24 protein-coding genes, 1 tRNA gene and 1 pseudogene are annotated in these 23,386 nt (G+C 63.1%); 18 read left to right on the top strand and 8 right to left on the bottom strand.

From position 1 onward, the window contains the following. The first annotated feature begins 22 nt into the window (after positions 1 to 22). From JWQ81_RS12635 to JWQ81_RS12620, 4 genes are all read left to right on the top strand, one after another. Positions 23 to 808 (top strand): alpha/beta fold hydrolase, encoded by a 786-nt coding sequence (locus tag JWQ81_RS12635; RefSeq protein WP_297540893.1) that lies wholly within the window; start codon positions 23 to 25, stop codon positions 806 to 808. 170 nt (positions 809 to 978) lie between these two features. Continuing rightward, positions 979 to 2,682 (top strand): bifunctional metallophosphatase/5'-nucleotidase, encoded by a 1,704-nt coding sequence (locus JWQ81_RS12630; RefSeq protein WP_297540891.1) that lies wholly within the window; start codon positions 979 to 981, stop codon positions 2,680 to 2,682. An 84-nt stretch (positions 2,683 to 2,766) separates the two neighbouring features. After that, complete coding sequence (locus JWQ81_RS12625) at positions 2,767 to 2,949, top strand: hypothetical protein (protein WP_297540889.1); 183 nt, start codon at positions 2,767 to 2,769, stop codon at positions 2,947 to 2,949. Between the two features lie 125 nt (positions 2,950 to 3,074). Further along, entirely contained in the window at positions 3,075 to 3,497 is a 423-nt protein-coding gene (locus JWQ81_RS12620) for a phospholipase (RefSeq protein WP_297540887.1), read from the top strand. Here JWQ81_RS12620 and JWQ81_RS12615 read toward each other — a convergent pair. Further along, on the bottom strand, positions 3,494 to 4,180 hold the full coding sequence (locus JWQ81_RS12615; protein ID WP_297540885.1) for a flavin reductase family protein: 687 nt from the start codon (positions 4,178 to 4,180) through the stop codon (positions 3,494 to 3,496). The two genes, JWQ81_RS12620 and JWQ81_RS12615, sit on opposite strands and share 4 nt — an antisense overlap. Before the next feature lie 55 nt (positions 4,181 to 4,235). Then, positions 4,236 to 4,718: a GNAT family N-acetyltransferase gene (locus JWQ81_RS12610; RefSeq protein WP_297540883.1), complete on the bottom strand. Its 483-nt coding sequence runs from the start codon at positions 4,716 to 4,718 to the stop codon at positions 4,236 to 4,238. A 113-nt stretch (positions 4,719 to 4,831) separates the two neighbouring features. Here JWQ81_RS12610 and JWQ81_RS12605 point away from each other — a divergent pair, with 113 nt between their 5' ends. The 6 genes from JWQ81_RS12605 to JWQ81_RS12580 all read left to right on the top strand — a co-directional run bounded on the left by JWQ81_RS12605 (position 4,832) and on the right by JWQ81_RS12580 (position 11,263). Beyond that, the gene (locus tag JWQ81_RS12605; RefSeq protein ID WP_297540881.1) at positions 4,832 to 5,752 is read left to right on the top strand and encodes an NADP-dependent oxidoreductase; all 921 of its coding nucleotides are present in this window, start codon (positions 4,832 to 4,834) and stop codon (positions 5,750 to 5,752) included. Between the two features lie 92 nt (positions 5,753 to 5,844). Continuing rightward, a complete protein-coding gene (locus JWQ81_RS12600) occupies positions 5,845 to 6,438 on the top strand; it encodes a cysteine hydrolase (protein WP_297540879.1) in 594 nt (197 codons plus the stop codon). Positions 6,439 to 6,761: 323 nt separating this feature from the next. Beyond that, positions 6,762 to 7,580, top strand: a complete 819-nt coding sequence (locus tag JWQ81_RS12595; RefSeq protein ID WP_297540877.1) for a type I restriction enzyme HsdR N-terminal domain-containing protein — start codon at positions 6,762 to 6,764, stop codon at positions 7,578 to 7,580. Positions 7,581 to 7,618: 38 nt separating this feature from the next. Continuing rightward, positions 7,619 to 7,798, top strand: a complete 180-nt coding sequence (locus JWQ81_RS12590) for a YegP family protein (protein WP_297540875.1) — start codon at positions 7,619 to 7,621, stop codon at positions 7,796 to 7,798. A gap of 852 nt (positions 7,799 to 8,650) precedes the next feature. After that, positions 8,651 to 9,883, top strand: a complete 1,233-nt coding sequence (locus JWQ81_RS12585) for an AAA family ATPase (RefSeq protein ID WP_297540873.1) — start codon at positions 8,651 to 8,653, stop codon at positions 9,881 to 9,883. A gap of 3 nt (positions 9,884 to 9,886) precedes the next feature. Then, on the top strand, positions 9,887 to 11,263 hold the full coding sequence (locus tag JWQ81_RS12580) for a hypothetical protein (protein WP_297540871.1): 1,377 nt from the start codon (positions 9,887 to 9,889) through the stop codon (positions 11,261 to 11,263). Between the two features lie 206 nt (positions 11,264 to 11,469). Here JWQ81_RS12580 and JWQ81_RS12575 read toward each other — a convergent pair whose 3' ends face one another. Together JWQ81_RS12575 and JWQ81_RS12570 are read right to left on the bottom strand one after the other, a co-directional pair. Continuing rightward, on the bottom strand, positions 11,470 to 12,243 hold the full coding sequence (locus tag JWQ81_RS12575) for an inositol monophosphatase family protein (protein ID WP_297540869.1): 774 nt from the start codon (positions 12,241 to 12,243) through the stop codon (positions 11,470 to 11,472). Next, positions 12,240 to 12,785, bottom strand: a complete 546-nt coding sequence (locus JWQ81_RS12570) for a DUF5919 domain-containing protein (protein ID WP_297540867.1) — start codon at positions 12,783 to 12,785, stop codon at positions 12,240 to 12,242. The genes JWQ81_RS12575 and JWQ81_RS12570 overlap by 4 nt, the downstream gene beginning before the upstream one ends. Before the next feature lie 42 nt (positions 12,786 to 12,827). Between JWQ81_RS12570 and JWQ81_RS12565 the strand changes: the two are divergent. From JWQ81_RS12565 to JWQ81_RS12555, 3 genes and pseudogenes are all read left to right on the top strand, one after another. Continuing rightward, positions 12,828 to 14,243, top strand: a pseudogene (locus tag JWQ81_RS12565) (replication initiator); the annotation flags it as partial. Between the two features lie 16 nt (positions 14,244 to 14,259). Then, complete coding sequence (locus tag JWQ81_RS12560; RefSeq protein WP_297540865.1) at positions 14,260 to 14,478, top strand: helix-turn-helix domain-containing protein; 219 nt, start codon at positions 14,260 to 14,262, stop codon at positions 14,476 to 14,478. A 208-nt stretch (positions 14,479 to 14,686) separates the two neighbouring features. After that, complete coding sequence (locus JWQ81_RS12555; RefSeq protein WP_297540862.1) at positions 14,687 to 15,646, top strand: site-specific integrase; 960 nt, start codon at positions 14,687 to 14,689, stop codon at positions 15,644 to 15,646. Positions 15,647 to 15,744: 98 nt separating this feature from the next. On the opposite strand, the gene JWQ81_RS12550 is transcribed toward JWQ81_RS12555, so the two are convergent. Then, a tRNA-Gly gene (locus JWQ81_RS12550) sits at positions 15,745 to 15,815 on the bottom strand. A gap of 115 nt (positions 15,816 to 15,930) precedes the next feature. Between JWQ81_RS12550 and JWQ81_RS12545 the strand changes: the two genes are divergently transcribed. Next, the gene (locus JWQ81_RS12545) at positions 15,931 to 17,163 is read left to right on the top strand and encodes an oxygenase MpaB family protein (RefSeq protein WP_297540861.1); all 1,233 of its coding nucleotides are present in this window, start codon (positions 15,931 to 15,933) and stop codon (positions 17,161 to 17,163) included. Positions 17,164 to 17,186: 23 nt separating this feature from the next. Then, positions 17,187 to 17,768 (top strand): dCTP deaminase, encoded by a 582-nt coding sequence (gene dcd / locus JWQ81_RS12540; RefSeq protein WP_297540859.1) that lies wholly within the window; start codon positions 17,187 to 17,189, stop codon positions 17,766 to 17,768. 11 nt (positions 17,769 to 17,779) lie between these two features. Here dcd and JWQ81_RS12535 read toward each other — a convergent pair whose 3' ends face one another. Both JWQ81_RS12535 and JWQ81_RS12530 read right to left on the bottom strand, forming a co-directional pair. Then, complete coding sequence (locus JWQ81_RS12535) at positions 17,780 to 18,367, bottom strand: pentapeptide repeat-containing protein (RefSeq protein ID WP_297540857.1); 588 nt, start codon at positions 18,365 to 18,367, stop codon at positions 17,780 to 17,782. A gap of 10 nt (positions 18,368 to 18,377) precedes the next feature. After that, positions 18,378 to 19,586 carry an FAD-dependent monooxygenase gene (locus JWQ81_RS12530; protein WP_297540855.1) on the bottom strand — a complete coding sequence of 403 codons (1,209 nt, stop codon included), beginning with the start codon at positions 19,584 to 19,586 and terminating at the stop codon, positions 18,378 to 18,380. Positions 19,587 to 19,660: 74 nt separating this feature from the next. Here JWQ81_RS12530 and JWQ81_RS12525 point away from each other — a divergent pair, with 74 nt between their 5' ends. From JWQ81_RS12525 to JWQ81_RS12515, 3 genes are all read left to right on the top strand, one after another. Next, positions 19,661 to 20,125, top strand: coding sequence for a MarR family transcriptional regulator (locus JWQ81_RS12525; protein WP_297540853.1), 465 nt, complete (start codon positions 19,661 to 19,663; stop codon positions 20,123 to 20,125). Positions 20,126 to 20,224: 99 nt separating this feature from the next. Continuing rightward, positions 20,225 to 21,310, top strand: a complete 1,086-nt coding sequence (locus JWQ81_RS12520) for a hypothetical protein (RefSeq protein ID WP_297540851.1) — start codon at positions 20,225 to 20,227, stop codon at positions 21,308 to 21,310. 135 nt (positions 21,311 to 21,445) lie between these two features. Then, the gene (locus JWQ81_RS12515; RefSeq protein WP_297540849.1) at positions 21,446 to 22,885 is read left to right on the top strand and encodes a sugar porter family MFS transporter; all 1,440 of its coding nucleotides are present in this window, start codon (positions 21,446 to 21,448) and stop codon (positions 22,883 to 22,885) included. Positions 22,886 to 22,954: 69 nt separating this feature from the next. Here the strand turns inward: JWQ81_RS12515 and JWQ81_RS12510 are convergent, their stop codons facing one another. After that, positions 22,955 to 23,386, bottom strand: coding sequence for a MarR family transcriptional regulator (locus JWQ81_RS12510; RefSeq protein ID WP_297540847.1), 432 nt, complete (start codon positions 23,384 to 23,386; stop codon positions 22,955 to 22,957).

Here is a 23,386-nt window from a genome sequence, read left to right as displayed (position 1 = left end):
CTTTCGGAGCTAGCATCCGGGGATGGACGAAGTCGTCTACCGCCGGAGCGGTCATGGTGAGCCGTTGGTGCTGATCCACGGGGTCGGACACCGTCGTCAGGCGTGGGACCCGGTGGTCCCGCTGCTCGAGCCGCATCGCGACGTCATCGCTGTCGACCTGCCCGGCTTCGGCGAGTCGCCACCGCAGGGCGGCGAGTACAGCATCGAGTCCGTTGTGGCCGCGCTGTCGAAGTTCTTCGCCGACCTCGGCCTGAACCGGCCGCACGTGGCGGGCAACTCGCTCGGCGGTCTGCTCTCGCTCGCGCTCGGTCGTGAGGGGCTCGTCAGCAGCGTGACGGCGTTGTCGCCGGCGGGACTCTGGACGCCGCGAGGGCAGCGGTACGCGCTCGGCGTGCTGATGGCTCACCGCGTCGCCGCCGAACGCCTGCCGACTCGCACCGTCCGCCGGCTCGCCGCGACCGGCGCCGGGCGGACGCTGCTGGCCGGGATGATCTTCGACAAGCCATGGCAGCTGAGCCCCGAGACGATCGTCGAAGACGCGCACTACTTCGGCACCGCGCCAGGCTTCCGCCCGACTCTTGCCGAGGCCAAGGGCGGTTTTCGGTTCACCGGCCCGGTGCCGGACATCCCGGTCACCATCGCCTGGGGCGCGCGCGACCGCGTCCTCGCGCGGCCGAAGGTCGCCGACCTCCGCCGGATCGCGCCGCAGGCCGACCTGCTCGTGCTCCCCGGCTGCGGCCATGTCCCCATGCCCGACAACCCGGCTCTGGTGGCGGACGTCCTGCTCGCCGGGAGTCACGTCTCGTGAGTAGCTAGGCCGGTTCTAACCGGCTGGAACACTCACGAGGTTTCGCTCGCCGGGACACGTTTCCCTATCTTCCACCTTTTTACCGTGGCGATAGTCGCGCTTTACGGGCAGACTCCTGCGCCGTGCGCGCCTGCTCAGGGGACTGCGGGCGCTCGAATCAGAGGAGTTCCATGACCAGCTCAACCCGGCTCGTGCGCCGGACCGTGGCGATCGCCGCGGCCGCGCTTGCCACCGTGGCGATGACGGCCACCCCGGCGTCCGCCGCCACCGCCCAGCACGACTCGACCACGGACGTCCGCGTGATCGGCTTCAACGACTTCCACGGCAATCTCGAGCCGCCGGCGGGTTCGTCCGGCCGGATCACGCTCTCGGACGGCACGAAGGTCGACGCCGGTGGTGCCGCATACATGGCGACGCACGTCCAGCAGCTCGAAGCGCAGGTGAAGAACTCGCTGCTGGTGTCCGCGGGTGACAACGTCGGCGCGTCCCCGCTGACGTCGGCGCTGTTCCACGACGAGCCGACCATCGACTTCCTGAACTACCTCGGCGTGAGCGCGTCCGTCGTCGGTAACCACGAGTTCGACGAGGGTTACAAAGAGTTGCAGCGCATGCAGTTCGGCGGCTGCAACCCGACCGACGGCTGCCAGTTCGAGCCGACGTTCAAGGGCGCGAAGTTCCCGTTCCTCGGCGCGAACGTCACGTTCACCAACGGATTCCCGGCGCTGCTGCCGTTCACCATCAAGCTGTCCGGCGGGGTCCCGATCGGGATCATCGGCGCCACGCTGAAGGACCTGCCGTCCGTGGTCACCCCGGACGCGATCAAGGGCCTGAAGTTCGGCGACGAGGTCACGGCGATCAACAAGACCGCCAACCTGCTCGACTTCCTCGGCGTCAAGGCGCAGGTCGTGCTGCTGCACCAGGGCGACAACACCGAGGGCGGCGGCCCCGACGACTGCAAGGTCTCCCCCGGCGCGGCCGCGACGATCGCCAAGAACGTCTCGCCGAAGGTCGACGCGATCTTCGCCGGCCACAGCCACCAGCAGTACAACTGCGTGATCAACGACCCGGCGGGCAACCCGCGCCCGGTCATCCAGAGCGCGTCGTTCGGCCGACTGCTGTCCGTTGTGGACCTCAAGATCAGCAACCGGACTCACGACGTCGTGCGCAGCGCGACCGTCGCGCACAACGAGATCGTCACCCGCGACGTCACCCCGGACCCGAACGTCGTCAAGCTGGTCGACGCGGCGAAGGCCAAGTCGGGTCCGATCGCGAACCGCAAAATCGGCACCATCACCGCGGACCTCGTCGCGGCCGGCGCACCCTCGGGTGAGGAGCCGCTGGGCGACGTCATCGCCGACGCGCAGCTGGAAGGCACGCAGGCCAACGGCGCGCAGATCGCGATCACCAACCCGGGCGGGATCCGCGCGGACCTGACGTACGCGTCCTCGCCGAACGGTGAGGGCGACGGTGTCGTGACCTACGGCGAGGCGTTCACCGTGCAGCCGTTCGCGAACATCATGCAGACCATCACGCTGACCGGCGCGAACCTGAAGAACGTGCTCGAACAGCAGTGGGGTCCGACCGGGACGAAGATCCTGCAGATCTCGAAGACCCTGCACTACTCGTACACGCTGTCGGCACCGGTCGGTTCGCGCGTTTCGAACATCACGGTCAACGGCGTCGCCGTCGACCCGGCCGGCTCATACCGCGTGTCGGTGAACAACTTCCTCGCCGCCGGAGGGGACGGCTTCGCCGAGTTCACCAAGGGCACCAACCTCGCGGGCGGTCCGATCGACCTGGACGCGCTCGCGGCGTACCTCACCGCGCACCCCGGCATCGCGCCGCCGCCCGCGGACCGCGTCGCCGTCTCGTAGAGCTCCCCTCGGCCGCGCTCGTGAGTGTTCCCGCCGGTTAGAACCGGCGGGAACACTCACGAGATGCTGTGGGAGGCTCAGCGGATGAACGGACTGGGCTCGGAGACCTATACAGGCTGGGGAACGCTGGCGCTGATCAATGCCGGGCTGGCGGAGACGAAGAACCGGAGCCGGTGGAACTGGTTCCTGATCTCCCTGCTGGCCGGGCCGATCGCGACGCTGCTGATCGTCTTCTGGAAACCGCTACCCGCGCGGGCCGAGAGCTAAGGCGATCATCGGTCCAGAGAACCAAAGATTTAAGAATCAAGACGACTCTCAGGGGTAGTGTCGCCACCGTCGATGGTCGAAACTGAGCGCGCAGAACCGAAACTTCTACTGTGGGGATTTTCGTCATGCGAGCTACGCTCAAACGTTTGGCCGTCATCGCTGCCGTCGCGACCTCCTTGTTCGCCGGTACCAATGTCGCGCAGGCCGTCGACATCCCATCCGTCACGGACACCTACCTGTTCCACACCTCGTTGTCGAACTTCGTTTCCGTTCGCGCCACGAAGCCGTACGACGGCCAGCTCGACTGGTCGTCCGACGGGTGTTCGGACTCACCGGACAAACCGTTCGGCTTCAACTTCCTGCCCGGCTGCTACCGGCACGACTTCGGTTACCGGAACTACAAGAAGCAGGGCCGGTTCAACGAGACCACCCGCAAGACGATCGACGACAACCTGTACTCGGACCTGAAGGGCATCTGCGGCAGCAATATCGCCTGCAAGGCCACGGCCTGGACCTACTACCAGGCTGTCCGCCAGTTTGGCAGCTAGTTGGTCAGTGCACGCGCGCGATCGACGTCCGGGCTGCGGTAGAGGGCCTCGGGAATCTTCGCCAGCGTCGACGGGTGCAACCGCTCGCCGAGACCGTAGAAGTGCTGGAAGCTCATGATGAGCGGACGCCATTTGTCGGGATCGATGCGATCGGCGGCACCCGTCGCCGTTATTTCCGGGTGCGCGTGGACCTTCTGGATCCGCACCTCGAACGTGACAATTCCGCCTCGCTGGTCATCGCTTTCCTCGGCTATCGGATGAACGGCTTCGACGACGGCCTCGAGATTCACCGGACATTCTTTGACGCGCGGAGCCCGGACTGTTTCCGACGGCGTCGGAGTCAGTCCGGAAATACCGAACTTGTCGTTTTCGTGCCGGTAGCCACGCTTCTTCTTGCCGTCCGGGACGGGGTAGGTTCCGGTTGTCCGCGCCAGTTTGTCCACCGCCTCGACCTGGCCCGCGGACGGCAGGTTGAGGACGCATTCGTTAGTGCGCAACAAGTTCTGTGTTGTCTGCGAGCTCATCGCAAGTCCGAGAACACCGCGCCAGCCCAACCAGAACGCGGAGGACATCGGTGCCAGGTTGACGGTTTCGTCGGGGTTCATCGTGCTGATCAGCACGACCGGGGTGCCGAAATAGAGAATCGCGGGCTCGATCCTGACATGTTCTGGTGAGTGATCCATAAGCCCAGCATCGGGTGCTTCGGCGTGCTGCGCTGGCGGGAATCAGTCGTTGCCCTCAAAGCGTCTTGGCGAACGCGACCCGGTCGGTTCCAGGGCTGTCGTAGTCCGCGACAACCGCCGCGGTGAACCCCATGCTGGCGTGGAACGCTTGGGAGCCGGTGTTCACCGGAGACGTGATCGAGCGGACGACAGTGCGCCCGTGCTCGCGGCTGTAGTCGAAAAACCGCTGGTAGAGGTAACGACCGACCCCGGTACCGCGTGCCGCCGGATCGACGCCGACAAAGTGGATGTAGCTCTCGTCCGGCCGGGACTGGGACAGGAACCCGATCAGGAACGCGACGAGTTCGCCGTCTCGCTCGATGACGTAGCTGCTGTCGGTGAAATGCTGGAAATACAACCGCGGTAGCAGCAGGGCTCGATCGTGCGCGCTCTGTTTATTCCCGATTCCGCCCCACCAGTTTTCCATCACGGCCTGCACTCGTGCGTGATCTGCGGTTTCGGGGTGGCGGATGGTGGTTCCCGGTGGCAAGGCGTTCACGATCGCGGAGTATGCCCGCTTCCTGGGACGGCCGCCATGAGTTTTCGGCGGGTCGGCATAAACCGGGGACCTCCGTCGTTGGCGCGATGGTCGGACTTTCAAAGGAGTAGCAAATGCCTCAGGCAGTCAGGTACACCGAGCACGGCGACATCGACGTGCTGCAGGTTGTGGATGTCGAGCGTCCGGTGCCCGGTCCCGGGCAGGTGCTGGTCCAGGTGAAGGCCGCGGGGATCAACCCGGGCGAGGTGGCCATTCGTATCGGCACGTTCGCCTCGCGGTGGCCGTCCACCTTCCCGTCCGGCCAGGGCAGCGATCTTGCGGGGGTAGTCGTCGAGCTGGGCGAAGGCGTCGAAGGGCGCAAGATCGGCGACGAGGTGATCGGCTGGGTCGACACGCGGTCGAGCCAGGCCGAGTTCGCCGTGGTCGACGCCGAAAACCTGACCGAGCGCCCCAGCAACGTCCCGTGGGAGGTCGCCGGCGGCCTGTTCGTCGCCGGGACGACCGCCTACGCGGCGGTGCAGGCTGTCCGCGTCCGCGAGGGTGACGTCGTGGTCGTATCGGGCGCCGCGGGAGGCGTCGGTTCCATCGTCGTCCAGCTGGCGAAGGACGCTGGGGCGACCGTTATCGGCATCGCGAGCGAGTCGAACCACGCCTGGCTTACCGGGCACGGCGTGATTCCCGTGGCGTACGGCGACGGCGTCGCGGACCGCATCAAGGCAGCAGGCAACGGCAAGGTCGACGCGTTCATCGACACCTTCGGCAGTGGGTACGTCAAACTGGCCCTTGACCTGGGTATTCCTGCCGACCGGATCAACACGATCATCGACTTCGAGGCCGTCGAGAAGTACGGCGTCAAAGTCGACGGAAACGCGAAGGGCGCCACAGCCGAGATCCTGAGCGAGCTCGCGGCGTTGGTGTCGAAGGGAAGCCTGGAGATCCCCGTCGCGAAGGTGTATCCCCTGGCCGAGGTCAAGGCCGCATTCCGTGACCTCGAACAGCGTCACACGCGGGGCAAGATCGTCCTGAAGCCGTAAGTCGGCAGTGCGAGGAACGGGCCTTTCGCTCGTTCATCGCGCTGCCCCTTCGGCCGGGGCGCTCGGTCGGCGGGTAGGGCAAGATTGCCGAGGTGACGATCGATTCACGGCGTACCGCCGTTCTGGGGCTGCACTGGCAGGTCAACGTAATCCGGCCTGAGGGCTTCTTCGGCGGGATGCTCGCCGAACCCGTCGCCCGCAGCGGTGTCGTGAAGCGCGCCGCCGCCTTCCACGACGATGCCCGAGCCGCCGGCCTGCCGATCATCCTCACCAGGTTCGTCATCCCGATGGGCGAAGGTCAACTAGTGCGCAACACCGGCTTCATGGCGGCCGTGGCCGACGCACAGGGTTCGTTTCGCCCCAACGCCCCCGGCTCGCAACTGATCGACGAAATGAGCGGAGACCTCGTCGTCGACAACCAAAAACTGTCGGGCCTCGCCGGCAACAACCTCCTGGCGTGGCTGGTCGAGAGGGACATCGACACCCTTCTGATCACCGGCGTCGCCACGAACCTCACCGTCGAACAAACCGCTCGCGCCGCGACCGACCTCGGCCTGACGGTGCATCCCATCAGCGACTGCGCCGCCGCTGCCACCGAGGAAATCCACGCGGCCTCCCTGGCGAACCTCGACCTGACCACCGCCGGCCGCCTCTCCGCCTCGGATGCCCTCCGTCTGTTGGGCTGAGCGGGTTACGTCTTGACGTTCAGGTAGATCAACTCTCCTTTTCCGCATCGTGAGCGCCGCTCCGTTGCGGAGTTTGTAGAAGGATGCGGTGAACGTGTTTACGCGGTATCCGAAGCAGGTCGTGCAGAACCGGGAGCTGAAGTGTCCCGATAAGCTGGTCATTTTTTGACGGGAATGACCTGTTTATTGTTTTCAGACTGTCCTGACGCGGCGTGCGCCGCATGTAACACCCGGCGGACGAGCCGCGACTGTAGGTGTCATGAGTCACATTCGTGGTGCTCGTGTCAGTTGACAGGGTTGCGCTCTAGGAGGCCATCAAAATTATGGATGGACTGGAATTTGCGTCAACCGTGGGTTCGTTGGTGGCGGTTGAGCCCGAAGCCGAAATTTCTGCGGAAATTCTGGCTGGGCCATCGAAAATTGACGTAATCCCGAAAGATGTAGGGCCGCAGAAGAGGTCAATGCCAAAATGGGAAACGGCCGCACGTGAGCGAGTCAAGGTGGCTGTCCGTCGATTCGCCAAGCCGCTGGCCGACCTTGTTGAGCGGGACGCCAACGAGGGTGACACAAGATTGCTCGTAACGGATTTCCTGTGTGAAGGTCTCGGCTACGACAAGTACGAGGATCTGACCACGGAATATCAGGTCAAGTCGGATTTCGCTGACTATGGAGTGCGCATTGACCGGCAGATGGTCGCCTTCATAGAGGTCAAGCGGTGCACGCAGAAGCTTGGCATCAGGCACCTTCGGCAAGTGCAGATGTACGCGGTCAACGAGGGTGTCGAGTGGATGGTCCTCACCAATGGTCAGGTTTGGCAGGTTTGGCATCTCACGGGAGGTCTGCCTGTGGTGGTGGACATCGCCTTGGAGGTCGACCTTCTCTCGGACGCCACTCAGGCCGTCAAAGCGAGTTCCCTGTTCTACCTTTCGAAAGATGCGGTGAGGCGAAGGCTTCTGGACGAACTTTGGAAGGCGAAGGCCGCGATAGCGCCGCGTTCGCTCGCCGAAGTGCTCGTTTCAGATGTGGTGATTGAAGCCGTTCGAAAAGAAATACGCCGACGGACGGCCTACAACAGTGACGTCGAAGAGATAGAGAGAATCTTGAAGGCCGATGTGCTGAGAGCTGACCTTCTGTCCAACTGAAACTTCGACTCCGTGATAGTCAAAGGGAAGGATTTCGCATGTCCGGAAAGTTCGAGGTTTTCAGCGACAAAGCCGGTAAGTACCGTTTCCGGCTCAAGGCGGGAAACGGTGAGATCATCGCGGTCAGTGAGGCGTACAACGCCAAGGCGTCGGCGCTGAACGGGATCGATTCGGTCAAGAAGAACGCGCCGGGCGCCGTGACGGACGATCTGACCTAGCGAAGATGCGATCGTTCTCTGCTGGTTGCCGCCAGAGTGCGCGGCGACAGCATCTGACATCGCCGTAGAAAAAACGAGAGCCCCAGGTCGGCTGAAAACAGCCGGTGACCTGGGGCTCTCGTAGTGGAGCGGATGACGGGAATCGAACCCGCATATTCAGCTTGGGAACCAGCGCCGAGGGCCTGGAAAGTGCCTCTGACCTGCGGACGCGTGTAGTCGCCGTGTACCGCTTTTGACCCCTGTTGACCGGGGCAAGTTGTTGGCATGTTGCTGGGGACAGGCACCACCCACACCTCCCCGTCGACCCCGATATGAAGCCGAGCACGCGGACGGTGGTGCCGGGTCAAGGCACGCTTTCCCGCCTTGACGCGGTGCTGCCGGCCGTTGTCACGATCCGGCGTCGGGGTGGGGCGAAGATCGCGATCCGGGTAACAGCGAGTGTGCTCCGAGCGACCGTGATGTCACGACGCTCGTTGAGGAGGCTGTCCGTGGTCAGTGGTGCTCTGTGTGCCGCCGCTGGGTGGCGCTGCCCAGGTGACCCCCTGGCGGCCGTGCCGCCCGGCCGGTGGGCGGAGCGGAGCGGCAGCCCGCCGTGTCGGAGCGATCGCGGGCGCCTAGGTGAGTGGTCGGCTGGTGACCGGCGCGCCGCCCGGCGGCGGCGCGCCCTTGATCCCATAGAGCCAAGTTCGGCAAGCAATTGAGCGTGCCATTCGTGCACATAGCGGCGTCTCGCCAGAGAAGACACGCCGTCACGACACGAGCATCATATTCGCCGAGATCTCACGGGACTGGAGCGTATCTTGGATTTGAGCTTGGGGCGTAACCAACTGATTCCAGGGAGACACCAAAGGAATGACTGTCGACGTAAATTATCCCCAGCGTGTCATCGCAAGAGTAAAGAGTCTCAACAAGGAAGAGAAAATTATCTACCTAGAAATACCGAACGGGAACATAATCACCATTCCATCCGACACGGAAGAAGAGTTTCGTGTTGACGACGTGGTGCTAGTCGGACCCCAATGGACAGACGTCGAGTCGGCGCCGAAGGATTTATGGCCGGGGAACAAGTGGATAGGAACGGTTAAGGTAACATTAGATGACGTTGTCATTCTAAGTATTAGTGGAGCGCTGCGCACAATACCGATTCCAAGCCACTTGCCTGTCAAGATTGGATCCACCGTAGAGGGAAACGATGTCGAGGGAATCACGCGAGTACTAACGAACAAACCCATCCCCTTTCTCGACGTCTCCATCGGCGACGCTTTCGACATCGACCAACTTCGTGAAAATCCTGACAGAAGTTTATCTTACGATGACTTTGGCGGCTACCCGCAGATTAAAGCTCGCACCAAGGAGCTGATCGAGCTCCCTTTACAGAAGCATGAAGCTTTGCGGAAAATCGGCGCCAAGGCTATCAAAGGCGTGCTCTTCACAGGCCCGTCTGGGACAGGAAAGACACTGCTTGGCAGGATAATTGCCCACCAAGCAGCGGCCGATTTCTACAAAATTAGCGGTCCGGAGATAATTAGCAAGTACGTAGGCCAAAGTGAGGAGATTATTCGCGCAATCTTTGATGACGCGCGAAAGCAAGAAAGGGCGATTATTTTCTTCGACGAGATCGACAGTGTAGCCCCGCAGCGGAGCGAGGAATCTCACGAGGCCTCGCGCCGACTTGTCGCACAATTACTGACTTTGATGGATGGCTTCAATCAGGACGACAACATCATCGTAATTGCCACGACTAACAGACCCCAAGACGTGGACGTCGCCCTTCGGCGCCCAGGACGATTCGACTGGGAAATCAGGTTCGATAATCCTTCGCGAGACGACAGGGAGTCGATACTAGCAACGAGCGCAAGAAATCTCAACATTGCCGATAATGTGTCGCATTCAAATGTTGCTGATGTGACGGCTGGTTGGTCATCTGCCGACCTAACTGCAATATGGAGTGAAGCAGCGCTACTTGCAGTGGGTGACGGGCGTGACATCATTGTCATGGAAGATTACTTTGGCGGCTACCAGCGCGTTGCGGAACAACGATTGATTGTCAGTGCTACACAAAAAATACAAGCAGATGAGGCGTAGACAGTGTTTAACTGGCTGAAAAGTCACGCGAAAAAAGCGCGCGAAGCGTCCGCCATGCAACTAAGAGAGCTCCGGGAGTTCGTCTACTTAGACGAAGTTAGTGTCACCAGTCTTTTGTCTTCAAGAAAAGGCCGGATACCGCATGAGTTCACAGAGGGCATCACTGCAGCCATGAAGGCTGAGATTAACGGCCAGGTCGAAGCTGGCGCCGGAGTTGTCAAAGGTCGAATCGGATCCAAGTACGAATCTAGTAGAAGTGCTAATTCCCAGGTGGTAAGCAAGGCCACGGTTCAAACTCTTTTCAAGACTTTGTATGACGATGAAAGCAAGCTTCTGGCAGTGCGTGAGCCGACAGGTGACGAGCAGCCTCTCGATCTGAACGGCACGAAGAATTACTTCAGCGACAGCAAACCCAAAGCGACTCCGTGGATTGTGGAAGTCGAATCGATGAAGCGCGGCCAGCTTATGGAAGTAGAAGCCGAACTTGAAGCTGATGCAGCATTTCAGATGAGCATGATTGTCTCGACTTTCAAGGATCTCTCTGAGGAAAGTGAAGCTTTGCGCCGCCAACTCAGTGGCCCAGCATTCAACGAGATGCTCAACATTAATCGTATTCTCGAGAGTATGCTGGTTGGCCTAATTCCGATTAGATGCATCCTGGCAAACTGGAAGGCAGCCGAGTACCACGGACGCGATTTTCTCATCCATCGCACACTAGAAAAGCACGCCGTGGAAATCGATGGCATGTCAATCCGTGATGTTTACGTAGCCGCAGATACAGAACAAGACCTATACTGGAAAGATATCCGCCGGGTGCTGTTTGACGGATCTCGCTTTCGGCTGTTCTGTCGCGTAAATAGGAATGGACTTACTTCGTCATGGAATCCAATCCGCCTTGCAAACGTGCTTGACAAAGTACATCCTAACTTCGGCCAACAAATGCAAGACTTTAGCTCGATGGTTTCCGTTGCAGTGGAGACCACGCAGAGAGAGATGCGAGATAATCACTTAAGTCCTTCCGACCCGCGCGTAGTCGCCCTCGTGCAATACGCGGGACTCCTGGCGAATGAACTCCATGTAAGCCTGACAGAAATCGACAAGAAAGTCTTGTCTGAAATGGCTTCCCAGCACGCAGCTAAAGTTACTACTGTGCTGGATTCACGACCGACATTCGCTGTATTCAAGGCATGGATGGAAGAGAGGTTTAAGAAGACCATGCAACTAGAGAAGGATGCGGACCTGCGATTGCAAGCGTTGAACAACGCCGGCCTCGGACCCGCCGGACCCATAGCGAACACTTTCGACTTCTCTAATCAAAAAACCGCAACCGGTGCGAGCGGAAGGGTTATTGAGGCAGAGGTTGTTGCAATCTACTGGTAGATTGCCAATACAATGAGAAAATAGCGTCATCCTGGTTTCGGCGCCAGAGTATTAGTCTAGCCAGGCAGCTGGCGACTTCGACGGACCGTGCAGTCTCAGGCAGGATAACAATAGTGAGATATGCATACCTTCCGACGTGCTCTTACCCGCCCCGCCCAGTAGTCGTATCACTGGCTATTTTCATCTATTTCTCTCCGCACTACAATTTAAGAAATGGGGAGTTTTACTCGACTGTTTGTGCCGACCGTGCTGGAAGAATCAAAGTTATGACGGTCACCTTTTATGTTCGAGACAATTCCTCCGGATTGACGAAGTATCAGAACCCCCGCACCCGTGTCCCAAGGTTTATTGGCAAGGATGACACAGGCGTCCGTGCGACCATCGGCAACGAACGCAAGATCTAGAGCTGCCGAGCCGAACATGCGCACGCGTTCAACGCTTTCAACAAGATCCTGAGTGACTGCGAATCGATGCTTATTTTTCGCTGCCGCTTGGGGACCAGTTGTGTAGTCGCCGATTGAGACGATCGCTCGACTGAGGTCGGACGTGGCACTGGCATGAATCGGCCGACCGTTGCAGAACGAGCCTCCACCTTTGGTGGCGTGGTAGTTCAACTCCAGGAACGGAGCGTCGATCACACCGACGACGGGTTCGCCCCTGTGAATAAGGGCTAGTTGTGTCGCACAGAGGGGGATGCCGTGGGCGAAGTTGGACGTGCCGTCGATGGGGTCCAGAGCCCAGACGTAATCAGCATCCTGGTCCAACTCGCCTCCGCCGTCCTCTTCGCCGAGGAAATCAATGTCGGGCGTGACCTGCTCAAGATAGGCCTTGACATCGTGTTGGATCTGCAAATCGAGGTCGGTAACTAAGTCGCGGTCCCCCTTGGCGTGGACCTGGCCGGGACTGGACGTGGTCATGAGTCTGCGCCCGATGTCCGCAGCGTCTTGAGCGACTACCAGGAGCTCGGACAGATCTTTCACGCGGGGACCTCGGTGCCGCGAGCCCACATGGACTCGAAGACTTGCGCGAAGGTGTCGAACAGACCAGCCGGGTGCCCGTCCTGCCGTTCCATGACCAGAGTCGGAGACTCAACACCTCGCGCGTCGGGTAGGTAGGGCTGGACTACGCACGTGACGTCGTCGACAACGGTGATGTTGAATCTCACCGGTTCGTCGTAGGTCCGGATGCGCAGGTTCCCCCGTGCCTCGGGCGAGAGCTTGCCGTGGAGCCGTTGCAACGTCTGAATGTTCAGCCTGGTGAGCGTGGTCAACAGCCCTACGGGGTGCGACTCTTCACGTTCACGGGCCTTGATGTGCTCGCCGTCAGGGTCAAGAAACAGGCACTGCACGACGCTCCCGGTCTCCAGCATCTCCAGTAGGGCGCGGTCGGGGTACTGCTGGCAGAGCAGGTTCAGCGACAACCCGACCATGCTGATCTTGTCGGCGTCGTCGAACAACTCGTGCGGCGGAAGTTCATGGGTGAACTCCGGGCGAGTGACGAAGACGGCGGTCACGTCGGCCATACCGTTGCTCGTCGGCGCTGCATCCGGAGTCTCGATGACGGGAGAGCTAAAGCGCTGCGGCAGGTCCAGTGTCGTGAGGGCTGGCACATGGCGGTCGAACCCGACCTGACCCCGGACGCGCCGAGCGAGGTCCAGACGGAGCTTCTGACGTTCCGGGCTGACCTCGTCGAGTCCTACCGGCAGGTCACTGAATCCGGAGATGAAGTGGAGGCGGAGGAACTGCGGGCGGAGATCGCGACGGTGGATGAGGAACTTCGGCAACTCGGGATGCGGGGTCGGTTGCCCTCCATCGACCTGCCCACCAAGAAGGCGGTGAAGCGGTCCACCAAGCGGCGGCAGGATTCGCCGAACCTCCCTACCCGCAAGGTCTCCAAGACCACCGTGGGCAGGGAGTACGCGGGGGCTTACCGGCCCTCGATGTTCGTCACGTTGACCTGTGACACGTACGGGAAGGTGCGGGGTGATGGTGCTCCGGCGGACCCGGGGACGTATGACTACCGGCGGGCGGCTCGGGATGCGGTGCATTTCTCGGCGTTGATCGACCGGTGGTATCAGAACATGCGCCGGGTCGTCGGGTTCGATGCGCAGTACTTCGCAACGGTCGAGCCGCAGAAGCGGGCAGCTCCGCACTTGCACACCGCTATCCGGGGCTCGATCTCCCATGAGGTGATCCGGATGGTCACGGCGGCCACGTATCACCAGGTGTGGTGGCCCAACCATGACCGTGTCGTTTACGTCGACCGGATGCCGTTGTGGGACATGGGGAAGCGCGTGTTCGTGGACCCGGAGACCCGGGAGGCGTTGACGTCGTGGGATGACGCGGTGGACCAGGTGGAGGACCCGGCTCATGTGGTGACCTTCGGTGCTCAAGTGCACTCCAAGGGGATCTTGGGTGGGACGGCGGAGTCGGGTCGGCATATCGGGTATCTGACGAAGTACCTGACCAAGTCGACCGGTGAGGTGGTGGAGGCGACTTCGGCGCGGCAGGCGGATCACCATGACCGGCTGCACGCGGAGTTGTCGGTGACGCCGTGCTCGCCTCGGTGTGCGGTGTGGCTGCTCTACGGCATCGAACCGAAGGGCGCGAACGGGAAGATGACCCCGGGGCACTGCAAAGGCCGCGCTCACCGCAGGTCCACGCTCGGCCTTCCTGGTCGGCGGGTGCTGGTGTCGCGCAAGTGGTCGGGCAAGACGCTCGTGGACCACAAGGCGGACCGGAAGGCGTTCGTGCGCCAGGCCCTCGCCGTGGTCGGGATCGAGAAGCCGGAACCGGACATGTCCCGGCTGCTGTGGCGCAAGGTCGAGTCCAACGATCCGCAGGTTCCGCCTCGGGCGCACCTGGTGATGCGGGCTATCGCGGAACGGATCACGTGGAAGGCCGAGTACGACCGGGCACTCCTCGCCGCTGCCGGTCCGCCTGGCGGCCAAGAAACTTCGGCAATTCCGGAAGCGGCCTGAGCCTGGGGAGGAAGTAGTGGAAACGAAGTATCTGACGGTCGAGGAAGCGGCCGAGTACCTGAACACCGGCGTCCGATTCGTTCGGAGGCTCATCGCTGAACGGCGAATCGCATTCCACAAGGCAGGGGTACATGTCCGGCTGGCTGTGGTGGATCTGGAGGTTTTCATGCAATCCGGTCGTGTGGAGCCAATAACCCGAAGCTCTGTGCTTCGCGATCTAGGAAGGGCGGCCTGAGATGCCGAACAACAAGGGACGGAAACGACGCTTTGGCAGCGTTCGCAAGACCACTGTCGGCGAGTTTCAAGCGAGCTATCTCGGTCCCGATGGCAAGCGCCACTTCGCACCGCACCGGTTCAAGCGCATGTCTGATGCCGACCGATGGTTGAACGGTATCGAGGCCTTGATCATCTCTGGTGATTGGACTGACCCGGAACGCGGAAAGGTGACGTTGACCGAATACTCGGAAAGGTGGATCACGGAACGTCCTGGGCTGCGCCCTCGTACGGTCGAGCTGTACCGCTGGCTGCTGCGGAAGCACGTCTCCCCTTTCATCGGGGATGTTGAGCTTCGGCGGCTGTCGGCGGCGGTGATTCGGCAATGGCGTTCGGATCGGCTGGGAGCTGGTGTGTCGGCGTCGGTGCTGGCGAAGGCGTACCGGTTGATGCGGGGCATCCTCAATACCGCCGTTGACCCGGACGCGATTTTGGTGCGTAACCCGTGCAAAGTGCCGGGCGCGGATAAGGAGAACCCGGAGGAACGGCCGTTGGTCACGGTGGCCCAAGTCTTCGACCTGGCGGCGCGGATGCCGGACCGGTGGGCGGCCATGGTGTTGCTCGCGGCGTTCGGCTCTCTGCGGTTCGGTGAGGTGATCGCCTTGCGTCGTGGTGATCTGTCGGCGGATGCGAGCACGGTCCGGATCTCTCGGGCGTTTGTCGACGTGCCGGGGCAGGGGCTGCTTATCGGGCCGCCGAAGTCGCGCGCGGGTGTGCGGACGGTGATCATGCCGTACGCGGTCCGGGCCGAGTTGGTGGCGCACCTGGCGGAGTTCGTCGAGAAGGCAGACGACGCGTTGGTGTTCACCGGCAAGAAGGGGGCTGCGCTTCGTCGGCCGAACTTCGCGCAACTGTCCAAGTGGACCGAGGTCGTGGCCGATATGAAGCTCAAGGGTCTGCACTTCCATGACCTGCGGCACGCGGGCAACGTGTGGGCATCGAAAGCGGGCATGTCGACCAAGGACCTGATGTCCCGGATGGGGCATGACGACATGCGGGCGGCGCTGATCTACCAGCGGGCGACGAGTGACGCTGACGAGAGGATCGCGGAGAAGCTCTCCCAGCTCGTCGACGATCACCGCAAGGGCACTCACACCCGCGACGCGGACGGCGACGAGACCGCCGAATGATGTTGTTGGCATGTTGGTGGAACGTGCCGTGAGACGTCAGCAGGGGTGCTTCCCAAGATCGGGAAGCACCCCTGCTGACGTGCTGAAACATACCTCTGAGCGGATGACGGGAATCGAACCCGCATATTCAGCTTGGGAAGCTGATGTTCTACCACTGAACTACATCCGCAGTGCGCTCCAAGTGTACATGGCGGTGATCGCGCGCCGTGGGTAGGGCGGGGTCCCTTGACGGGTGGCGGCGATGTGACAACACTTGTTGTCTACATGGTCTGCGAGGTGTGCTCATGAGCGACGACGATCGCCTGCCTGATCCTGAGTTGTTCCGCGAGGGCGGGTTCCGGCTGGCGGCGCGGATGTTCATCGAGGGGGATATCCGGGGGACCGAGGCACAGGTGCTGCGGTTACGGGAGTTCGCGCAGGCGGAGGATCCGCTGGCCGATGCGGTGGTCGCGATGTTCGGGCGGCTGGAGGTGGGGCGTGGGCGCCGGATGTTCGAGGGGGCGTTGGCCGGCGGCATGGACTCCGTGGAGGGGGCACCAGAGGAGCTTGTCGCGTTCTTCGCTGATGTTGAGGCGACGCCGTATTGGGTGGATGCCGGACGTCTTGAGCGTGGGGCGCGGGCCATTACGCGGACTGGGTTGCTCGGGCTGTTTCCCCTGGGTGACATGTCGTTGATGGGTGGCTACCTGGCGTCGCGGGCGACGAAGTCGCTGGTGGGGACCGGGCAGATCGAGTATCAGGCGACACGTCGGCTGGTCGAGACGGCGGCGTGGTGGATCGACGTCACGACGCCCGGGACGCTCGCGCGCGGCAAGAAGGGGTACGCGTCGGCGCTGCGGGTTCGGCTGGTGCACGCGCACGTTCGCGCGGCGATGAACGGGCGCGAGGACTGGGACTACGCGGCTTGGGATCGGCCGGTCAACCAGGTGCAGACCACCGGCACGTTGCTGCTGTTCTCGCTCGTTTTCCTCTTCGGCACGCAGCTTCTCGGAGTCCGCTACAACGACCGCGAGCGCGGCGACATTCTGCACTTGTGGCGTTACGTCGGGTGGTTGATGGGCGTCGACGACGAGCTCCTCCCCGCCGGCGAGGAGGACGCGTGGCGGATGCTCTGGCTGCTCGCGGCGACCGAGTTCATCCCCGACGACGACTCCAAGCGACTCGCGAAAGCCCTGCTCAAGTCCCATGAGGGCATCGGCGAGGGCCGCGGGACCTTCGGCAAGGTGCTCTCGCACGTCTCGGTCCGCGTCCACTCGTCGATCAGCCGGCTCGTGCTCGGCAAGACCAACGCCGACTTCCTCGAGCTGCCCAATGACCCCGTGGCGCAGGCCGCGATCCTCACTGTGGCCGGAGCCAACTTCGCCGCCGAGACACTGCGTCAGCTCATTCCCGGAGCGACGTCGCTGCAGGAACACCTCGGCCGCATCGGGCGCGAGACGTACGTCAAGCGGCTCATCAAGGTGTTCGACCCCGACACGACATATGCCCAGCACATGAAGCCACCCCGCGCAGCTTGACCGCGCCTGGTTACCCTGTCCGTGTGCTGCTCAGTGACCGTGACCTCCGCAAAGAGCTCGATTCCCAACGCCTCGGTGTCGACCCCTTCGATCCGGCCATGCTGCAACCCTCCAGCATCGACGTCCGGCTCGACCGATTCTTCCGTGTCTTCAACAACACCAAGTACACCCACATCGACCCGAAACTTCAGCAGGACGAGCTGACCTCGATGGTCGAGAAGGACAACGACGAAGCCTTTGTGCTGCATCCGGGCGAGTTCGTGCTCGGGTCGACCTTCGAGTGCGTCTCGCTGCCGGACGACCTCGCCGGCCGCCTCGAGGGCAAGTCGTCGCTCGGGCGCCTCGGCCTGCTCACGCACTCCACGGCAGGGTTCATCGACCCCGGCTTCTCCGGGCACATCACCCTTGAGCTGTCCAACGTCGCGAACCTGCCGATCACGCTCTGGCCCGGGATGAAGATCGGCCAGCTCTGCCTCTTCCGGCTGACGAGCGCCGCCGAGTTCCCCTACGGCTCGACCGAGGCAGGCTCCCGCTACCAGGGACAACGCGGTCCGACGCCCAGCCGCGCGTACCTCAACTTTCAGACCGTCGAGACCAAGCGCTGAACCACTCAGCGCTAAACCACGATGACGCCGAGTGCTTCGGCGAGGGTGACGGCCTGCGCGCGCTGGATGATCGCCCCGGTCAGTTCGGCGTTGCGTGGGTCCACCGCGCTGAGGTCGCTTCCGCGCAGGTCGCACCTGGTGAACTTCGTCCGGTGCAGCTGCGCCCCGGACAGGTCCGCTTCGGTCAGCACCGCGTCGACGCAGTCCGCGGACGTGAGGTCGGCCTCGCGCAGGCGGACCTTGTCGAACGTGCAGTTCCGCAGGTCCGCGCCGAACAGGCTGACGTACGACCAGTCGCCGCCGCTCACTTTCATCGGCCGCAGCGTGCACTCCTTGAACGTGCTGCCCATGACCTTGCAGCCGGTGAACTCCGCGTCGAAGAAGTTGCAGCGGGTGAACGTGCACCCGACAAACGCCGAGTCGACGTGCTTGGACACGTTGAACCGCGTGTTGCTGAACGTGCACTCGGTGAACACCGAGCCCTGCGTCGACGCCTCGGTGAAATCGCACTCCTGGAACGCGCAGCGGACGAAGGTGCGCCCTACGAACTCTTCGGCATACCAATCCTCCTTCGTATAGGTCTCGTCTTCTTCGCTCATGTCCACAACGCTAGCGCTGAGCACCGACAAATTTGGGCACCGGAGTCTTCCAGTCGAGGTGGTGCTCCCACATCCAGCGGTTCGGGTCGTCCGTGCTCGACGAATTCTTGAACGCCTTGGTGATGAAGTAGTCGCGCAGGAACCGCGAGACCGGGCCGGTGACCTTGCCATCACCGTTGCGCTTGCCCTGTGCCACCACGGCCTCGACGCGCTCACGACGTAGATTCTCATACGTGGCAAAGGCTTTGTGGACGTCGTCGATGTCCCGGAAGCACTTCCCCAGGGTCACGGCGTCCTCGATCGCCATCGACGCGCCTTGGCCGGCCGCCGGCGATGTCGCGTGCGCTGCGTCCCCAACGATGATCATCCGTCCGCGGCTCCACGTCGGCACGTTCGGGAAGTCGTAGGTCGGCCACGGCGGCTGGATCTTCCGAGTCGCGGAGATGATGTCGACAGCCGGCGTGCGGTCGACTTTCAGCAGCCGCACCAGTTCCTCACGCCACTCGTCGGCGGATCCGGTCACGCGGCCGGCTGGTTCGGTCGTGCGCGGCGGGTTCGCGAACCACCACACCTGGCCGTTCGGATGGACGACGTAGCAGAAGAAGCAGCGCTTGCCGAAGACCATCTGCATCACGCCGGGTTCAGCGTCGAGCGAGATCCCCTCGGCGAAGCCGCCCGTGTTCAGTAGCTGCACATAACGAGGCTTTGGTGCGCCGGGGTCGATGATCTCGCGGACCCGGGAGCGCAGGCCGTCGGCGCCGATCAGCAGGTCGCCGTCGGCCTGCGTGCCGTCGGCGAACGACGCGCGGACGCCGTCACCGGTGCTTGTCGCGTCGACCAGTCGCTTGCCGTACTCGGCGGGTATCCCGCGTCTCGCGGCTTCGTCGCGCAGGGCGACGTACAGGTCGGAGCGCAGCACGGTCTGGCTGACCGTGCCGTCGGACAGCGCGCCGCCGAGCGGGAACTCGGCGAGTCGCTTGCCGTTGCCGACGCTCATCGTCATCCGCGGAGTGTCGAATCCCAGGCTCTTGACCAGGTCTTTCAGCTCCAACGCGGCCAGTGTGTCGAGGCCGTTGACGGCCGTGGTCAGGAACGCGCCGATGCCCTCGGCGGTGCGGTCGTACGCCTCGTACAGCACCGGCTCGTGGCCGGCCTTCTTCAGTGCCATCGCGGTCACGGTGCCCGCGATGCCGCCACCGATGATCAGGGCTCGCTTCATAATCTTTCCACCCATCGAATATCTTAGAAACTAATTCGTTCTGTCGAACTAAATACTGGGCTAGGCTCATCGGCGTGTCAAGCAAGAAGGCGGACCTCATCCAGGCGGTGCTCGCCGCGTCGCGCGAGCTGTCCACGGAGACGGTCATGTTCCACACCGCGATCGCGGACCGGCGCGGCCTTTCGGTGACCGAGTCCAAGGCGTCGGACTACCTGGCCCGGCTTGGCCCGTTGACCCCCAAGGAGCTCGCGCGGCACTCCGGCCTGGCGCCGGCGTCGGTGACCGCGCTCGTCGACCGGCTCGAGCGCAAGGGCATCGTGCGGCGCAAGCCCCATCCCGACGACCGGCGCAAGGTGCTGGTCGAGCTCAACCAGTCGCCCGTGTCGGCGGCGCTCCCGCTGTGGGACTACATCGTGTCGGCGTCGGTCGAAATCTGCGGGAAGTACAGCGAGGACCAGCTCGAGACGATCCTCGACTTCGTCACCGAGGCCGCGGCGATCAGCCACCGGGCCGCGGAAAGGATCACCCAGTCCCCTTAGTGGGTGACATTGTCCAAAGTGGAGGGCGACAACGCCTGTTTTTCGACTGAACCGTGGCACGCTCCGAAGATCATCCACGCCTTTCGGAGGGTTACGCGCATGGTGGGAACCGGCAAAGCGTCGCGGCTGCTCCTGGCTGTGGCGATCATGTTCGGCAGCGTCGTCCTGCTTCCGGGGAGCGCCGCCGGAGCCACCGTTATCAACCCTCTGCTGACCATCCAGAACGACGGGAGCCCGTCCGTGGTGCGCCAGGGTGACCAGATTACGTTCACCATCACCGTGACCAACGCCGGTGACGTACCGCTGACCGATGTCGCCGTCGGGGACGACACCACGCCCGGCTGCGCGAAACCGCTAGGAACGTTGGCACCAAAGGAACAACGGCTCTACACGTGCACGACGACGGCTCCTGCCGGCGACTTCACCAACACCGCCACGGCGACCGGGACGGACCCCGCCAGACGCGTGGTCAAGGTAACCGGCGACGCGGCTGTCGACCTGATTCACCCGGCGGTGTCGATCACCAAGGACGCGACGCCGACGGTCGTGCGCCAGGGCGACACAGTGACGTTCTCGATCACGGTCACCAACAGCGGTGACGTGCCGCTGACCGACGTCGCGGTGGCGGACGACCGGACACCCGCCTGCGCGAAGAGCCTTCAAATGATTCTCACCCAGGACAGACGGACCTATACCTGCACGACGGTCGCCGGCGCTGACGGCTTCACGAACACCGCGACCGTGACCGGCACCGACCCGACCAAGCGGCCGGTGAACGCCCATGACGACGCCACGTTCACCGTGCAGCATCCGGCGGTGACGATCGTCAAGAACGTCCGCGGCGGGCCGTTCCGCGCCGGCGACCAGGTGCCGTTCACGATCACCGTGATCAACAGCGGCGACGTGCAGCTGATCGGCGTCAAGGTCGCCGACGAAGTAACCGCCGACTGCGCGCGAACTTACGACGCAATGCTTGCGCCCCAGGGAATCTGGGCGTTCGACTGTGTCGGCAGGGCTCCCGCAGACGACTTCACCAACACCGCCACCGCGACCGGGAACCCGCCGCTCGGCCCGCCCGTGTCGAACACGTCCGTGGTCCCGGTTGTCGTGATCCATCCCGGGACCACGATCCAGAAGGACGCGTCGCCGACGGTCCTACCGCTGGGCAGGCGGTCCGTCAAGTGATCATCCCGGTGGTCCACATCACGAGGTGGTACGGCATGGTTCAGACCAAGTTTCAGGTTGCCGACTATGGGTACAACGCCGTGGAATGCCTGTGTCACCAGGGTGTCCGCGGCTCGTGAGCAAGGAGATGACCAAGTGACGGACACGACGACGGACGGGCCCCCGGTCGGGGACAAGAGCGCGCAGCAGCATCTCGCGCATGTGGTCTTCATCGCGGGAGCGGCCGCCGTCGGCGGGTTCCTCTTCGGGTACGACAGCTCCAACATCAACGGCGCGGTCCTCGGGATCCGCCAGCACTTCAACGTCGGCGCCGGGGTCACCGGGCTGACCGTGTCGAGCGCGCTCATCGGTTCCGCGGTCGGCGCGTGGTTCGGCGGGCTGCTGTCCGACAAGATCGGCCGCATCCGCACGATGCAGCTCGCGGCCGTGTTGTTCCTGATCAGCGCGGTCGGCGCGATGTTCCCGTTCAGCGTCTGGGACCTCGCGATCTGGCGGGTCATCGGCGGTATCGCGATCGGTATCGCGTCGGTGATCGGGCCGGCCTACATCGCCGAGGTCGCGCCGCCGGCGTATCGCGGCAGGCTCGCGTCGCTGCAGCAGCTCGCGATCGTGCTCGGCATCGGCGTGTCGGCGCTGGTCAACTGGGTGGTCAAGGACCTGGCGCCGGTCGCGGCCGACGGTTCGCACAACCTGAACGGCAACCTCGGCGGCCTCGAATCCTGGCAGTGGATGCTCGGGGCCGCGGGGATCCCGGCGATCGTCTACTTCGTGCTCGCGTCGATCATCCCCGAGTCGCCGCACTACCTGCTGTCGATCGGCAAGGTCGACAAGGCGCGCAAGGTGATCGCCGAGGTCGAGGGTGAGGAGAACGCCGACGCCAAGCTCGCCGACATCCAGCGCGGGCTGAAGCGCGAGGAGAAGTCGAGCGTCCGCAACCTGCTCGGCGGCCGGTTCGGCCTGCTGCCGATCGTGTGGATCGGGATCGCGCTCGCCGTGTTCCAGCAGTTCGTCGGCATCAACGTGATCTTCTACTACTCCGACACGCTGTGGCACTCGGTCGGCCAGAACACCGACTCGCTGCTGATCTCGATGGTCAGCCCGGTCATCAACATCCTCGGCACGTTCATCGCGATCGCGTTCATCGATCGCGTCGGCCGCAAACCGCTGCTGCTGATCGGCTCGGTCGGCATGGCGATCGGGCTCGGCGTCGCCGCACTCGCGTTCGGCCACGCCGACAAGGTCAACGGCGAGCTGAGCCTGCCGGGTGTGTGGGGCCCGATCGCGCTGGTCTTCGCGAACATCTTCGTGCTGTCGTTCGCGCTGTCCTGGGGTGTCATCCTTTGGGTGCTGCTGGGCGAGATGTTCCCGTTGCGCATCCGCGGCGCGGCGCTGGCAGTCGGGACCGCGGCGAACTGGGTCGCGAACTGGGTGGTCACGGTCAGCTTCCCGAGCATGAGCAACTGGAACCTGAGCTTCACGTACTGGATCTACACCGCGTTCGCGCTGCTCTCGATCCCGTTCGCGCTGAAGTTCATCAAGGAGACCAAAGGCACCTCGATCGAAGACGTCGTCTAGGGCGGGCACTTTTGTACAAGAGTGCCCTGCTTGAGAGCTCAACCAGGGCACAAAAGTACAAAAGTGCCCTTAGGGGGCGTGGAGGAAGTCGAGGAGCAGAGCGGTGAGCTGGGCGCGTTTCCGCTGGTCAAGGTGCGTGAGCAGGCTCTCGGCGACGTCGACCGCAGTTTGTTCGGCCTTGGCGAGGACCTCGCGGCCGTGTTCGGTGAGCTCGACCGACCGCACCCGGCGGTCTCCCGGCGCCGGGCGCCGGGCGGCCAGGCCCTTGGCCTCGAGGTCGTCGACGATCCGGACCATGGACGCCTTGTCGCTGTTGACGCTGTCGACGAGCTCGCGCTGACTCAGCGGCCCTCGCTTACCCAGGGTGTGAAGCACCGGATAGTGACGGCCGGAGATCTCGTGCGGTTCGAGGGCGTTGGCGAACGCCGCCGCGGCCCGCTGGTGGGCCTGGCGCAGCAGGAAGCCGATGTTGTGGTCCAGGGACAGTTCTTCGCTGGTCAT

This window comes from Amycolatopsis sp. (assembly GCF_025464955.1).
In the GTDB taxonomy this organism is placed as follows: domain Bacteria; phylum Actinomycetota; class Actinomycetes; order Mycobacteriales; family Pseudonocardiaceae; genus Amycolatopsis.
The sequence above is the reverse complement of the archived record's forward strand: the minus strand, read 5'-3'. Positions and strand labels throughout refer to the sequence as shown.

What these genes read in the sequence shown, in the direction of transcription:
- JWQ81_RS12620 (WP_297540887.1), top strand. Translation starts at nt 3,075, where the DNA reads ATGCGAGCTACGCTCAAACGTTTGGCCGTCATCGCTGCCGTCGCGACC.
- JWQ81_RS12530 (WP_297540855.1), bottom strand. Translation starts at nt 19,586, where the DNA reads ATGAAGCGAGCCCTGATCATCGGTGGCGGCATCGCGGGCACCGTGACC.
- JWQ81_RS12605 (WP_297540881.1), top strand. Translation starts at nt 4,832, where the DNA reads ATGCCTCAGGCAGTCAGGTACACCGAGCACGGCGACATCGACGTGCTG.
- JWQ81_RS12545 (WP_297540861.1), top strand. Translation starts at nt 15,931, where the DNA reads ATGAGCGACGACGATCGCCTGCCTGATCCTGAGTTGTTCCGCGAGGGC.
- JWQ81_RS12535 (WP_297540857.1), bottom strand. Translation starts at nt 18,367, where the DNA reads ATGAGCGAAGAAGACGAGACCTATACGAAGGAGGATTGGTATGCCGAA.
- JWQ81_RS12635 (WP_297540893.1), top strand. Translation starts at nt 23, where the DNA reads ATGGACGAAGTCGTCTACCGCCGGAGCGGTCATGGTGAGCCGTTGGTG.
- JWQ81_RS12625 (WP_297540889.1), top strand. Translation starts at nt 2,767, where the DNA reads ATGAACGGACTGGGCTCGGAGACCTATACAGGCTGGGGAACGCTGGCG.
- JWQ81_RS12570 (WP_297540867.1), bottom strand. Translation starts at nt 12,785, where the DNA reads ATGGCCGACGTGACCGCCGTCTTCGTCACTCGCCCGGAGTTCACCCAT.
- JWQ81_RS12520 (WP_297540851.1), top strand. Translation starts at nt 20,225, where the DNA reads ATGGTGGGAACCGGCAAAGCGTCGCGGCTGCTCCTGGCTGTGGCGATC.
- JWQ81_RS12510 (WP_297540847.1), bottom strand. Translation starts at nt 23,386, where the DNA reads ATGACCAGCGAAGAACTGTCCCTGGACCACAACATCGGCTTCCTGCTG.
- JWQ81_RS12615 (WP_297540885.1), bottom strand. Translation starts at nt 4,180, where the DNA reads ATGGATCACTCACCAGAACATGTCAGGATCGAGCCCGCGATTCTCTAT.
- JWQ81_RS12590 (WP_297540875.1), top strand. Translation starts at nt 7,619, where the DNA reads ATGTCCGGAAAGTTCGAGGTTTTCAGCGACAAAGCCGGTAAGTACCGT.
- JWQ81_RS12630 (WP_297540891.1), top strand. Translation starts at nt 979, where the DNA reads ATGACCAGCTCAACCCGGCTCGTGCGCCGGACCGTGGCGATCGCCGCG.
- JWQ81_RS12595 (WP_297540877.1), top strand. Translation starts at nt 6,762, where the DNA reads ATGGATGGACTGGAATTTGCGTCAACCGTGGGTTCGTTGGTGGCGGTT.
- JWQ81_RS12585 (WP_297540873.1), top strand. Translation starts at nt 8,651, where the DNA reads ATGACTGTCGACGTAAATTATCCCCAGCGTGTCATCGCAAGAGTAAAG.